Source organism: Micrococcaceae bacterium Sec5.8, assembly GCA_039636775.1.
Lineage (GTDB): Bacteria > Actinomycetota > Actinomycetes > Actinomycetales > Micrococcaceae > Arthrobacter.
Map to the genome: position 1 here is coordinate 1,534,945 of CP143429.1, position 13,662 is coordinate 1,548,606.

General features: G+C 66.0%; 11 protein-coding genes. 2 read left to right on the forward strand and 9 right to left on the reverse strand.

From position 1 onward, the window contains the following. Window positions 1-8: 8 nt before the first annotated feature. The 4 genes from VUN84_06985 to VUN84_07000 all read right to left on the reverse strand — a co-directional run bounded on the left by VUN84_06985 (window position 9) and on the right by VUN84_07000 (window position 5,316). Entirely contained in the window at window positions 9-2,174 is a 2,166-nt protein-coding gene (locus VUN84_06985; protein XAS65392.1) for a 3-hydroxyacyl-CoA dehydrogenase NAD-binding domain-containing protein, read from the reverse strand. Next, complete coding sequence (locus tag VUN84_06990) at window positions 2,171-3,433, reverse strand: acetyl-CoA C-acyltransferase (protein ID XAS65786.1); 1,263 nt, start codon at window positions 3,431-3,433, stop codon at window positions 2,171-2,173. The genes VUN84_06985 and VUN84_06990 overlap by 4 nt, the downstream gene beginning before the upstream one ends. A gap of 188 nt (window positions 3,434-3,621) precedes the next feature. Then, window positions 3,622-4,974: an HRDC domain-containing protein gene (locus tag VUN84_06995; protein XAS65393.1), complete on the reverse strand. Its 1,353-nt coding sequence runs from the start codon at window positions 4,972-4,974 to the stop codon at window positions 3,622-3,624. Between the two features lie 126 nt (window positions 4,975-5,100). Further along, a complete protein-coding gene (locus VUN84_07000; protein ID XAS65394.1) occupies window positions 5,101-5,316 on the reverse strand; it encodes a hypothetical protein in 216 nt (71 codons plus the stop codon). Window positions 5,317-5,636: 320 nt separating this feature from the next. Here VUN84_07000 and VUN84_07005 point away from each other — a divergent pair, with 320 nt between their 5' ends. Further along, a complete protein-coding gene (locus VUN84_07005; protein ID XAS65395.1) occupies window positions 5,637-6,413 on the forward strand; it encodes a type 1 glutamine amidotransferase domain-containing protein in 777 nt (258 codons plus the stop codon). Between the two features lie 180 nt (window positions 6,414-6,593). Here the strand turns inward: VUN84_07005 and VUN84_07010 are convergent, their stop codons facing one another. After that, window positions 6,594-8,768 (reverse strand): PKD domain-containing protein, encoded by a 2,175-nt coding sequence (locus tag VUN84_07010; GenBank protein XAS65396.1) that lies wholly within the window; start codon window positions 8,766-8,768, stop codon window positions 6,594-6,596. A gap of 9 nt (window positions 8,769-8,777) precedes the next feature. Here VUN84_07010 and VUN84_07015 point away from each other — a divergent pair, with 9 nt between their 5' ends. Continuing rightward, window positions 8,778-9,119: a hypothetical protein gene (locus VUN84_07015; GenBank protein ID XAS65397.1), complete on the forward strand. Its 342-nt coding sequence runs from the start codon at window positions 8,778-8,780 to the stop codon at window positions 9,117-9,119. Between the two features lie 498 nt (window positions 9,120-9,617). Here VUN84_07015 and VUN84_07020 read toward each other — a convergent pair whose 3' ends face one another. From VUN84_07020 to VUN84_07035, 4 genes are all read right to left on the reverse strand, one after another. Continuing rightward, the gene (locus VUN84_07020) at window positions 9,618-10,289 is read right to left on the reverse strand and encodes a DUF3000 domain-containing protein (GenBank protein XAS65787.1); all 672 of its coding nucleotides are present in this window, start codon (window positions 10,287-10,289) and stop codon (window positions 9,618-9,620) included. Window positions 10,290-10,382: 93 nt separating this feature from the next. Next, window positions 10,383-11,468, reverse strand: a complete 1,086-nt coding sequence (locus tag VUN84_07025; protein ID XAS65398.1) for a low specificity L-threonine aldolase — start codon at window positions 11,466-11,468, stop codon at window positions 10,383-10,385. 8 nt (window positions 11,469-11,476) lie between these two features. After that, window positions 11,477-12,259, reverse strand: a complete 783-nt coding sequence (locus tag VUN84_07030; GenBank protein XAS65399.1) for an SDR family NAD(P)-dependent oxidoreductase — start codon at window positions 12,257-12,259, stop codon at window positions 11,477-11,479. Further along, window positions 12,256-13,653, reverse strand: a complete 1,398-nt coding sequence (locus VUN84_07035; GenBank protein ID XAS65400.1) for a DUF6421 family protein — start codon at window positions 13,651-13,653, stop codon at window positions 12,256-12,258. The genes VUN84_07030 and VUN84_07035 overlap by 4 nt, the downstream gene beginning before the upstream one ends. Between the last annotated feature and the right edge of the window lie 9 nt (window positions 13,654-13,662).

Consider the following 13,662-nt stretch of genomic DNA (forward strand, 5'->3'; position numbering starts at 1 on the left):
CCGGGTGATCAGGCTGCCGGTGCGGACGCGACGCCCGGTGCCAGGAACTTCTTGCCGGTGACCCGCTCGGATGCACCCACCCGGTCCAGGTAGGGCGTGATGCCGCCGAGGAACATCGGCCATCCGGCGCCGAGGATCATGCAGAGGTCGATGTCTTCGGGACCGGCCACGACGCCCTCCTGCAGCATCAGTCCGATCTCCTCCGCCAGGGCGTCCTGCGTGCGGCGAAGCACCCCGTCGCCGGTGGACGGTGTGTCGCCAAAGGACATCAGCGCCATCGTCCCGGCGGGAATGACGGGTTGGCCGGCCTTGACCGAGGCGGGGTCCCAGATGGCCTTGACCCCGTTGTCGATCAGTTTCTGGAGGTTTTGCGAGACGGTGAAGCGGTCCGGGAACGCTGCGCGCAGCGATTCCTGCACATGCTGTGCGACGGGAAGGCCCACCATGGACCCCAGGACGAACGGCGTCATCGGCAGGCCCATCGGCCGCAGCGCATTGTCCGCGACGTCAGCGGGAGTGCCTTCGTCGAAGGCGGCCGTCACTTCGCCCATCAGGCGCAGCAGGATGCGGTTGACCACGAAGGCCGGGGCATCCTTGACCAGCACGGCGGACTTCTTGAGGCCTTTGGCCAGTTCGAATGCGGTGGCCAGCACGGCGTCGCCGGTCTTCGGAGCACGGACGATCTCCAGCAACGGCATCACTGCGACGGGGTTGAAGAAGTGGAAGCCGATCAGCCGTTCCGGGTGCTGCAGGTCCTCGGCCATGGCCGTCACGGACAGTGACGAGGTGTTCGTTGCGAGGATGCACTCAGCGGAAACAATCGCCTCCACTTCCTTGAAAACCTGCTTTTTGACGTTCAGTTCCTCGAACACTGCCTCGATGACGAAGTCGGCGTCGGCGAATGCCTCCTTGGAGACCGAGCCGGTGACGAGCGCGCGCGTCCGGTTGGCGGCGTCGGGGCTGATCCGGCCCTTGGCAAGCAGCTTGTCCACCTCGGCATGGACGTAGCCCACGCCTTTGTCCACGCGGGCCTGGTCGATGTCCGTCATGACGACGGGGACCTTGAGTTGGCGGGCGAAGAGCAGGGCGAGCTGGCTGGCCATCAGGCCGGCGCCTACGACGCCGATTTTTGTCACCGGACGGGCAAGCTTACGGTCCGGGGCACCGGCGGGGCGCTTGGACCGGCGCTGCACGAGGTCCAGGAACGCATAGACGGTGGAGCGGAACTCGTCCGTCTGCATGAGCTCCGCGAGGGTTTCGCATTCCAGTTCGGCGGATTCGGCCTGCGAGCGTGTGCGGTTGGTTTCCATCACGTCCAGGACCTTGGCCGGTGCGGGGGAGGCGTTGGAGGTCTTAGCTTCCACAAACGCCCGGCCGGCGGCGATGGCACTGGCCCAGCGGGCGGCGACCTCCGGAGCTGCCGGGTCGACGGCGTTGGCGCGTTCCGGCGTCACCGCGCCGGCAATGACCTGCGCGGCCCAGGCGACGGACTGCTCCACAAAGTCGGCCGGCTCAAACATGGCATCTGCGGCGCCGAGCTTGAAAGCCTGCGGTCCGGTGAGGGTGCGGTTGTTGCTCAGCGGGTTCTCGATCATCACCTTGACGGCATTTTCCGGGCCGATCAGGCGCGGCAGGATGTACACGCCGCCCCAGCCCGGAACCAGGCCGATGAAGGCCTCCGGCAGGGCCAGCGCACCGGCGCCGGTGGAGACAGTCCGGTACGTGGACTGCAAGGCGATTTCCAGTCCGCCGCCCAGGGCAAGCCCGTTAATGAAGGCAAAGCTGGGGACGCCGAGATTCGCCAAAGTGCGGTAGACATCATGGCCGAGCTGGGCCATCCAGAGGCCCTGTTCGCGGCCGCTGACCGACTTGACGGTGGACAAATCCGCTCCGGCGACCAGGAAGTAGGGTTTGCCGGTTACGCCGACACCCACGATCTCGCCGCGCGCGGCACGTTCCTTGAGCGCCTCGAGGACGGTGCCGAGCTCGATCAGGGTGTTCGGACCCAGGGTGGTGGGCTTGGAGTGGTCCAGGCCGTTGTCCAGCGTGATCAGGGCAAACGTGCCGGGGCTTTTGCCGCTGACGGCGGGAAGCTGGATGTCTTGGACGTAGGAGTGGGTGACCGACTCGTTCGGGAACAGATCGGCAAGTTTGCGGAAATCGGCGGCGCTCATGCGGCGGCTCCAGTCGTGGTGGTGGTGGTCTCATCAGTGGGGGCGAACGGCGTCCCGTAGCCGGTGTGGTGCGGGTTTTCCCAGATTACGGTGGCGCCCATGCCCAGGCCGATACACATGGTCGTCATGCCGAAGCGGACCGTGGGGTCCTCCTCGAACTGGCGGGCCAGCTGATTCATCAGGCGCACCCCTGAGGACGCGAGGGGATGCCCGACGGCGATCGCGCCGCCGTAGCGGTTAACCCGGGGGTCGTCGTCGGCGATACCGAAGTGGTCCAGGAAACTGAGGACCTGAACGGCGAAGGCTTCATTAATTTCGAACAGGCCGATGTCCCCGATGCCAAGCCCGGCGTTCTTCAGGGCCTTTTCCGTGGCCGGCACCGGGCCGATGCCCATCACTTCAGGCTCAACACCGGCGAAGGCGTAGCTGACCAGGCGCATCTTGACCGGCAGGCCGAGTTCCTCGGCGGCGTCGGCGGAGGCCAGCAGGGCGGCAGTGGCACCATCGTTGAGACCGGCAGCGTTGCCGGCGGTCACCCGTCCGTGGGCCCGGAACGGTGTCTTGAGGGCGGCGAGGTCCGACACGGAGGTGCCGGGGCGGGGCGGTTCGTCCACGGAGTTGACGGTCCATCCCTGGCCCGGCTTCATCGTTGCGACCGGCACCAGATCCGGCTGGATCTGGTCGTTGGCATAGGCGGCGGCCAGCTTGTCCTGGGACGCGACGGCATAGGCGTCGGTGCGTTCCTTGGTGATGGCCGGGAAACGGTCGTGCAGGTTTTCGGCGGTGTTGCCCATGTTCAGCGCCGCGGGGTCCACGATCCGTTCGGACATAAAGCGCGGGTTGGGATCGGCGCCTGCACCCATCGGGTGGTTGCCCATGTGTTCCACACCGCCGGCAATGACGACGTCGTACGCGCCGAAGCCGATGCCGCTGGCGGTGGTGGTTACCGCCGTCATGGCGCCGGCGCACATCCGGTCGATGGCAAAACCGGGCACCGTCCGCGGCAGCCCGGCCAGCAGGGCTGCGGTGCGGCCGATGGTCAGTCCCTGGTCGCCGGTTTGCGTCGTCGCCGCAATGGCGACCTCATCGATCCGTTCGGCGGGCAGGGACGGGTTGCGGCGCATCAGTTCGCGGATGCACTTGACCACGAGGTCATCGGCCCGCGTTCCGGCATAGATGCCCTTGTCCCCGGCGCGGCCGAACGGGGTGCGGACACCGTCGACGAAGACGACCTCGCGGAGGGTCCTGTTTGTTCCGATGGTCGGCTTTGCGCTGCTGTTGTTTCCGCTGCTCGGGTGCTGGCTCACGTACTACTCCTCATCGAGACCTGGTGCCGGATCCCTGCCCAACGCAAAGAGAGCGTGGGGCAGTTGTGATCCGGGCGACATCAAGCACCATGTTACTCATCAGTAACATAGCTGGCAAGGAGTCCCAGTGCCGGCGCGGACTAGGGGGCCGGTTCAGGGGCCGGGGCAGCCCTGGCTTCCTTGGGCGGGAGCGGCTGCGGGTTCTGGCATGCCTCGGCGATGAGCGGCGCCACGAGTCTGATCTGCCACTGGCGGGCGCCCAGGTTCGCCAGTTCCTCTGCGATGCCCTCCTCACTGGCTTCCACCGGAGGCCGCCAGCAGATGCGGCGAAGGTAATCGGGGGTCAGCAGGTTCTCCACCGGCATGTTCAGCAGCTCGGCCTGGGCCTGTAGCAGGGGCCGGGCCGTGGCGAGCCGGGCGGCGGCGTCAGGGTCCCGGTCCGCCCAAATGCGCGGGGGCGGCGGAGCGTTGGTGGGCAGGTGCAGGGGAGGAAGGTCGTCAAGTGCCCGGGCGGCGCTGATGCACCGGAGCCACCGTGGCGCCTCCCGCTGGGCCGCCCGGCCGTGGAAGCCCTTGGTGCCCAGCAGTTGGGGAACCGTGGCAGGCATGGCCTTCGCGGCCGCCACCAGGGCCGAGTCGGGGATCAGCCGGCCGGGAGCGACGTCGCGCTTTTGCGCCAAGGAGTCCCGTTCGAGCCAGAGTTCCCGGACGGCAGCGAGCTGGCGCCGGTCGCGGATCTGGTGCAGCCCGGAGGTCTTGCGCCACGGGTCGACGCGCGGCGGCGCCTGCCCGGCCGCCAGGATGGCGGCAAATTCCTGCTCGGCGAAGTCCAGCTTGCCATCAGCGAGGAGCAGTTCGATGAGCTCTTCGCGGAGTTCGGTGAGGACCTCGACGTCGAGGGCTGCGTAGCGCAGCCAGGGTTCGGGCAGCGGCCGGGTGGACCAGTCGGCCGCAGAGTGTTCCTTGGCGAGCCCAAAGCCCAGGAGCTGTTCGATCACAGCGGCGAGCCCGACGCGGGGGAGCCCGGCGAGGCGCGCGGCGAGTTCGGTGTCAAAGAGTTTATCCGGCCACATGCCGAGCTCGGACAGGCAGGGCAGGTCCTGGCTGGCCGCGTGCAGGATCCATTCGACGCCGCGCAGGGCGTCGTTGATGATGCTCAGGTTCCCGAAGGGTTCCGGGTCGATGAGCCAGGTGCCGGCGCCCTCGCGGCGGATCTGCACCAGGAAGGCGCGCTGGCCGTAGCGGAAGCCGGAAGCGCGTTCGGCGTCGACCCCTGCGGGGCCGTGGCCGGCAGCGAGGGCCGCGGCGCAGCGCTCCAGTCCGGACACGGTTTCAATGACGAGGGGCACGCCGTCGCGGGGGGCATCGAGGTCGATGACCTCAGGAACCAGGCTGTCAAAGCCATCCACCGCGATGTGGGCTGTAGTGTCAGCGGCCTCGGTCTCGTGGTGAGCGGCGGCTGCCGTGGTGATTTCCGGAATATGAGGGGTCATGATGCCTCCAGTTTAGCGACAACCCGGTGTGGCAGGCCGCTCCTGGTCCGGGCGGGCCGCAAGAAGCTGTCTATCGGGCAGTGGAGCTGAAGCTCCGTGGGCTGCACCCGAGCCAGCGCGCAGCACTTACCGTTCCAGCTCTGGAAAGCGTTTGGACCGGGGTCCGACGGCATCCGGGACAGCACTGTGATTCGTGGCATCGCTGATGAGCGGGCGGTCCTTTGCACGAATGTAGGTGCCCTTGTGGCGGCCGGGTCTATCCGGCCGCACGGCGGCCATAATAACGAAAGCCAGGATGACCGCGAGAACTGCAGCGATTCCGATGATGATGCCACTTTCCATACAGCAACTCTAGGCCCGGCACCGTCGACAGGGACCCGCCCTTGGCCATGTGTCCGACAATGTTCGGGACCCTGCCCCGCCAGTTGCGGCCGCCCCGGAGTGGGCGCTGGCGGACCGATCCTCGGGACAACCAGGCTACGCCGAGCCCCCGTGGTAACAATGGGTACCTCGGTTCGCAGACCTGGCTGGGCTAAGCGCGAGCATGTGGCTGCGGCCGAGGAGGCCTTGAAGGGGGATTCGAGGCGCAGACGGCTGCCACCGTGGGAGGGCCTGATATCAGGCTTGGCGTAGGGTGGAATTGAGACGATAAGGAGCACTTTATGAAAAAAATTCTCATGGTACTGACCAGCGTTTCCGAGATCGGCGACACGGGCGAGAAGACCGGCTACAACGTGGCCGAGGCAGCACATCCCTGGAAGGTCTTCAAGGATTCCGGGCATTTCGTCGACTTCGCGTCCATCCAGGGCGGCCAGCCCCCGCGCGACGAGGTGGACTCAGAAGATCCCATCCAGGTCGCCTTCACGGAGGACGAAACCACGCGCGCCGGGCTTTACAACACTGCCCGCGTCGACGTCGTCGATCCTGACCAGTATGACGCTGTCTACCTCGTGGGCGGCCACGGCACCATGTGGGACTTTCCGGACAGCGAAGGCTTGCAGAACCTGGTGGCCAGTGTCTACAACGCCGGCGGCCTGGTCGGCGCGGTCTGCCATGGACCGGCCGGCCTGCTGAACGTGGAATTGGCGAATGGCCTTCGCCTGGTCGAGGGCCGGAAGGTGGCCGCCTTCACCAACGATGAAGAGGTAGCGGCGGGGAAGGACAAAGTCATCCCGTTCTTCCTGGCGGACCGACTTGAGGAACAGGGTGCGACGCACGTCTCCGCCGAAGTCTTTGAGGAGAAGGTCGTGGTCGATGAGCGACTGGTGACCGGCCAGAACCCGGCCTCCGCGGCCGGCGTGGCCAAGGAGATGGAGAAGCTCTTCGCAGAGGTCATCCACCAGGAAAAGGCCGAGGAACAGCACGACGCTGATGCTCTGCGCGCCGAGAAGGACGCTGAGAAAGACGCCAAGAAGGCCGCCGCCGAAGCGGAACACTAAGGCCAGCGGCACACCGAAACTGGCGGTCACTCCAAGGTTGGAGTGGCCGCCAGTTGCCGTGCGGGCGTTGCAGGTTTCCAGAACGCCGGCTGGCTCTTGCCCGGGCTCCGGCCCTGGACTCGGAGTGGGGCTGGCTTCTTCCTGCTTCTCCCGGTGTCTCCGAGCCGGGGGCGCTCCCGGCTAGGCCGGCTTCAAGGCTGTCCGCCACGCCGCAACGGCTTTGGCGGTAAACGTCCAGGTGGCCGTGCCGCTGGCCCCCGCGGTGGCTTGCACCTTGTCCGCCAGTTCAGCGATCTGGCCGCTGGCGGCCTCCCAGCGTTCAGTCCAGCCGCTCGGGGCGGTTGCCGCGGGCGAGGAGCTGTCGAAGCCGACACCGCCGATCAGCATCGCCTTGTTGCTGGCTGTGGTGATGCTGGGAGCCGTGATGCTGGTGGCTGTATAGGTGGTGTTTGTCGCTGTGACCACACTGCTGTCCAGCGGGGTGCTGTTGTTGACGCCCCGGTAGGCCGTCATGCCTCCTCCCCATTTCACCGCGGCGCTTAGGGTCCAGCTGTAACTCCCCGGATCAGCGGCGCCTACCACGTGGTAATAGGCAAACACCCGCGCGCCACTGGTGATGTTGAGGGTGTTCACGATCGGGGTCCAGCCCGAAGGGGCGCTGGCCGTCGGATTCATGTCCGCCGTGAACGACGCGACCAGGACGTCGCCGGCCGCCGTCCCCGACGGTTTGCTCAGCGTGACGGCCGTGGTGGCCGTGCTGTTGTTCGTGGTGGTGGACGCGCCGACGGTGATGTCCGACGGCGGCGGGGTGGTGCCGGGGCTGACTGTGATGGTCTTACTGGCCGACGTCGAGCCGCCCGCGTTGGTGGCCGTCAAGGTCGCCGTGTACGTGCCCGCGGCAGCATAGGTGTGCGCTGGATTCCGGGTCGTGGACGTCCCGCCGTCCCCGAAGGCCCAGGCCCAGGAGGTCGGCGAGGCGGTGGACGTGTCAGTGAAGGTTACGTTTAAGGGTGCGGTGCCGGTCGTTGGGGTCGCGGTAAATGACGCCACCGGTGCAGCCGGCGGCGGTGTGACCCCGCCCAGCGTCCGGTAGGAGAACCAGTAGCGCTTGGTGACGTTGTTGCTGGCCAGCACCACCAGGCCGGTGGTGCTGTTGACGCTCTGCTTGCTGGTGGTCACATCATTCATGTTCGCGCTGGCCCCGTCCTGGATGACCGGGGTGCCGCGTCCGGAGGCGAAGACGGGGTTGTCCATGGAGGCCGTCTTCTCGTAGATGGCGCCGGGAATGCCGGAGTAGGCGCAGCCGCTGACACCGGTGCCGGGGGCCGTGTGGAACGCGTGCACCATGTTGTTCTGCGTGTCCAGGATGATTTGCGGTCGGGAAACGCAGTCACCGACCGTGGCGATGGTGGATGTTGAGAACGAGCCTGTTCCCGGTTTGAAAACGACCAGGATCAGTTGCGCCAGGCTCTGATTGGTCGAAGTGTCGTTCAGACTTGTCTTGATCGCGGCAAAGACGCGCCCGGTACTGTCGGACTGGAGCGTCTTGAGGTTCAAGTGGTCGTCGGCGAGTTTGTTGCCTTTGGCGGCGTCCTGGACCTTCCACGACGACGTCGCTGTGGGGCTGGTTCCGTCCGTGCGGGTTGCCCAGCGTACGGAGCCGGTGAGCTGGTCGCTCCACATGACGCCGATCTTGTTGCTGCCGAAGGCCACAATGGCCGAGATGTCATCCGGCGCAGGGTGCGGGTTCGTGACAGGAATGACAAACGGAGAGCTCCAGCTGGTTCCGCCCACTGCGGAGCGGTTGACGTAGACGGTGTTGGTGAAGCCGCTGGTGGAGTTGCCGGCAACCTGAGTCCAGGTGGCCCAGATGGCGCCCGTGCTGTCCTTGTCAATCGTCATCGACTCGCTGCTGTTGTTCATGATGGTGGTTGGAAAGCCACTGTCCAGGGTGAACTTCCCCGCAGCGAAGCTGTAGCGGTACAGCTTGGCCGGCTGCCCGGCGATGGAAGCCTTCGGTGTATCACCGGACACGGTCACCACATGGGAGGCAATGTACAGGTGGCTGCCGTCCCACAGGGTGTCGGACAGTGTGGAGGCGCGGGTGTCGTTGGTGAGGCCGGTGCTGACCCAGGTCTTCGTTGAAACGTCCAGGCGGTAGATTTGCCAGCCCGTGCCGGAGGTCCACATGTCGGCCCACCACGACCCGCCCGTGAACCACAGCTTGCTCTGCGGTTTATCCGAGGTTGGCGGGTTGCTGACTCCGGTGTAACTGATGCTCGGATAACCGTAGTTGGTAGCCGCCGAGGCACTGCTGGTGATTCCCAGCAGACCTCCTGCCACAATTAAGGCCATGACCAGGCTTTGACTAATCCAGCGGACAGTTTGTTTCATCGCGATCGCCGTTTCCATGATGAGCTTGCCAATATCTCCCGCAACAGAAATGCCAAGCGTTCTTTGCGGAAGAAAAGAGAATGCAAATCTTTAGTTCAAATCTCCGTCTATTGCGGCGGAGAAAAAGCTGGCATGGAATACGCGATAAGTTCTCCGCGTGCCGGACAAGCTGCACACGGCATCCCGATTCCCCCCTGGACGCGCAGCCGCCGCGTCACTCTCGCATCGGCTGCGGTGCGCCGGCCCGAGACCCTGCTTTCGGCGGCGTACTGTTTCAGTATCAAGACAAAAGCTCGGGAACTCAACGGATAGTGATACCTGATCTCCCGGTCGAGTACTTCGGTGAAGAACCACTCGCCGCTCCCGAGTAGCCCCTCCCGAAGATCCAAGTAGGGGCGCATTGACAGCACAGTGGGTACACGGACTGTCACGTACTACAGACACATGGCCCGCAGTGTGAGTGAACTTGAAGCTCACGGCCAGGTCACTCTGCGGTGTCTGCCGGGGGTTAGGTGTGGTGCAATGTTGGAGAAGTATTCCCTGCATTTGTCATTAGTTTCCTATTCGCCGCCGGCATGGCTGCTGGCGTCCAAGGCTTCCTGACATGGTGCGCCCTGGCCTTGGGTAAATTCACCCGCACGCGCACTGAGCGGGCGAATGTCTGAGGAGCCGTTCCCGCGGACGAATAATTATTCGGAGTCACGACTCAAGTGGCGCAGGCTCGCGGTTACACTCCGAGGACACCTTTCGGGGCGAGCCGCTCCATGACAGCAAGCCGACTCACTGGGCAGTGACGCGTCAGAGGATGCGCTAATCCCGAGGTGAGCCGTTCCGGGCGTGCCCGCGACGCCAGCGCGGCAGCGGGGTAACACCTTCAGGCAGCGGGGGAAGGCCCGCAAAGGTGCAGACCATGTCGGACCAGGCCTCGAGATGCGAGGTGATGTCGGGAGTGGCGGGAGTCCAGGAAGCGCGGAGTTCGATGTCGATCGAGTTGGGCCGGTCCGCGAGGGTTCCGAAGCTCTCGGAGAGCACACGTGTCGCCGTTCCGCCGGCGGACCGGTAGGGTGCGGCCTGGTTCTCCAGCGCATCGGCCAGCCATGTCCAGGCCACTGAGCCGAGCATCTCGTCGTTGCCCATTTCCGCTTCCAGCTGGGCACGGATGTACGTGACGATCCGGAATTCGCCCTCCCATATCTCGGAGCCGTCGGGGTCGTGCAGGAGGATGAAACGGCCGGTGGCCAGTTCGACGTCGTCGCTTCCGGAAGCGAGTGCCAGCGCTGCGGCTGCCGGGCCGTGGACGGCGCCGGAGGGGCGGGGTCTGCCGGGGGAGATGACTTCCGCCCCGAGGGCGACGGCGAACGGTGCCAGCCGCGCGGGGGCCGGGATCTCCTCCAGGCGCAGCTCACTCCGGGTCCGTGCCTGCCGAAGGGTACTCAGGGCAAACCGAAAATCTTCCGGAACCTGGTCGAGTGCGTTCACAATGGAAGATTATGCAAGGCTCGCGCCCAAGCCCGGCAGGCTCGCCGCCGCTGCCCGCTCCAGGTTTGGACGGGCGGCGGCGGCCAGCCGGTTGGGTCAGCCGGCAGCCAGCTCGTGCTTAATGGCGGCGATGAAGGAATCGACGTCCTCCTCGGTGGTGTCGAAGGAGCACATCCAGCGGACCTCGCGGGCGGCCTCGTTCCAGTCGTAGAAGCGGAATGACGTCCGCAGCCGGTCCGCTGCCCCGGCCGGCAGGATGGCGAACACGCCATTGGATTCTGTTTTTTGGCTCAGCTCGACGCCGGGAATTGACTCGACGCCGGCACGGAGCCTGGCCGCCATGGCGTTGGCATGTGCTGCAGAGCGCAGCCAGAGGTCACCTTCCAGCAGGGCGATGAACTGGGCGGACATGAACCGCATTTTGGACGCCAGCTGCATGTTCATTTTGCGCAGGTAGATTAGACCCTGGGCGGCGGCGGGGTTCAGTGCGATGACGACCTCGCCGAAAAGCAGGCCGTTCTTGGTGCCGCCGAAGGAGAGGATGTCCACGCCGGCGTCGCGGGTGAAGGCCCGCAGCGGCACGTCCAGGTGGGCGGCGGCGTTGGCAAGGCGGGCACCGTCCATGTGCAGTTTCATCCCCCGGGCATGGACGTGCTCGGCGATGGCCCGCACCTCGTCCGGGGTGTAGCAGGTACCCAGTTCGGTGGTCTGGGTGATTGATACGGCCAGCGGCTGCGCGCGGTGTTCGTCGCCCCAGCCCCAGGCTTCCTTGTCGATCAGCTCGGGGGTGAGCTTGCCGTCCACCGTGGGTACCTGGAGCAGCTTGATGCCCCCGATCCGCTCCGGGGCGCCGTTCTCATCCATGTTGATATGCGCCGTGGAGGCGCAGATCACCGCACCCCAGCGCGGCAGCAGGGATTGCAGCGACAGGACGTTGGCGCCGGTGCCGTTGAAGACAGGGAAGCACTCGATGCCTGCGCCGAAGTGTTCCTCCATCAGCTGCTGCAGCCGGGCGGTGTAGTCGTCCTCGCCGTAAGAGACCTGGTGTCCCTCGTTGGCGGCGGCCAAAGCCGCCAGCACCTCGGGGTGGACGCCGGAGTAGTTGTCCGAGGCGAAGCCGCGGACGGACGGATCGTGGAGCCGCGCCGTGCTGGCGGGGGCAGTGTCAACTGTGCTTGTCATCGATTTGCTCACTCTTTCAGTCTAGGGACGTCCGGGACCAACGGCAGCCGCCGGCCGTTGAGTTCCGCGGCGGGGGAGGTGAAGAGCCCGGCGGCGGCGGCGGCCAGATCGTCCACGTCAGTGAAGCCCGGGAAGGTGCGTTCGGGGGACTTGGCCCGCATGGCGGTGTCTACCAGGGCTTTCACCACGAAGATGACTGCTGCGCTGCGCTGCTCCTCGGGGACCGCGTCACTTCCGCGCCCGGCGGCGCCCGCTTGCTCCCGGTGAAACCCGTCGGCGACGGCCAGGGTCCAGGCCTCGGCAGCGGCCTTGGCCGCCGCGTAGCTGGCCCCCGCCGCTGTCGGCTGACCCGCGGCGGTGGAGGAGACCATGGCGAAGCGCCCCGCCCCGGAAGCCGCGAGGTCACCGTAAAACACCCGCGTGACGTTTCGAAGCGTCGTAATCGCGCCGCGTTCCAGGAAGTCCCAGTCCTCGTCGCTCTGGTCGGCAATGCCCTTGGCGCCGCGCCAGCCGCCGACGAGGTGGATGACGCCGTCGACGGTCCCGCCGGGTTCGGCCAGCAGCGAACGCACCGTGGCATGCAGCGACCGGACCTCGGCGAGATCGGCGAGATCGCACACCAACGGCGTGACGCCGCGGCCCGCCGCCGCGGCGGCCGCTTCGATCCGGGGCTCGTCCGAGCCCACGGTGAAAACTGTGAGCCCGGCATTGTGCAGGGCGCGGGCGGCGGCGATCCCCGAAGGGCCGCTGCCGCCCGTGACCACCACGTTCAGGGTGCGGCCGGTGCTCATCCGGCGTTCAGGGCTGTGCTGGCCGTTCCAGTGGAGGACGTGCCGGTGATTCCCGCCGTCGATTCGATGACAGGGCGCATCTTCTTCTCAAGGGCCTCGTAGAACATCGAGAGCGGGAACTCGTCGTCGAGCACCTGGTCGGTGAGGCCGCGTGGAGGACCGGCCAGCGGGAGTGCGTCCGGACCCTTGGCCCAGACGGAGGACGGGTTGGGCGCGAGTGTGCCGGAGATCAGCTCGTAGGCAGCCAGCCAGTGCGCCATCTTGGGGCGGTCGATGGAGCGCCAGTACAGCTCCTCGATTTTGGCGCCGAGTTCAACCACAACACCGGCTGCCTCGTCCCAGTCGATGCTAAGTTTGCTGTCGGTCCAGTGCAGGACATGGTGCTGATGCATCCATGCGAACAGCAACTGGCCACCCAGTCCGTCGTAGTTGCGGACGCGGCTGCCGGTGATCGCGAACCGGAAGATCCGATCGAAAATGACGGCGTACTGGACCAGCTTGGCGTGCCGGCGAGCTTCCGGGTCGGCGTCTTCGTCTTTTTCGATTGCCACCGACTCCCGGAAAGCGGTGAGGTCACAGCGCAGCTCTTCCAGGGAGTACAGGAAGAACGGCATGCGCTGCTTGATCATGAACGGGTCGAAGGGCAGGTCCCCGCGCATGTGGGTGCGGTCATGGATCAGGTCCCACATTACGAAGGTTTCCTGCGTCAGTTCCTGATCCTCAAGCAGCCCTGCGGCGTCTTCCGGCAGCTGCAGCGAGGTAATCTCCGCGGCGGCCCGGAGCACACGGCGGAAGCGGGCTGCTTCGCGGTCGGCGAAAATAGCGCCCCAGGTGAACGTGGGGGTCTCGCGGACGGCGACGGTTTCGGGGAACAGCACCGCGGAGTTGGTGTCGTAGCCCGGGGTGAAATCAAGGAAACGGATGGGGACGAAAAGTTTGTTGGAGTATTCGCCCTCCTCGAGCCCGGCGATGAACTCGGGCCAGATGACCTCGATCAGTACGGCCTCGACCAGGCGGTTGCTGCTGCCGTTCTGCGTGTACATGGGGAACACGACGAGGTGCTGCCGGCCGTTGACCCGGTGCCGTTGCGGCTGAAACGCCTGCAGGGAGTCCAGGAAGTCGGGAATACCAAAACCGCCGTCGGCCCAGCGGCCGAAGTCGGCGACCAGAAGGGTGAGGTAGTCGGCGTCGTGCGGAAGCGAGGGCGCCAAGGATTCGATGGCAGCTGAAATGGCGCGGACGTAACCGGCGGCGGCCTCGTGGTCGGCGGCGTCCGGTACGGAGCCATCCTGGACCTGAAAGGCCTGCAGCGCGGTAGCGGCAGCCTTAAGCTGCAGCCACTCCGGGGTGGTGGCCGAAATCGGGGCTGTGGTGGTGATTGCGGTGGTAGTCATCGTTAGCAG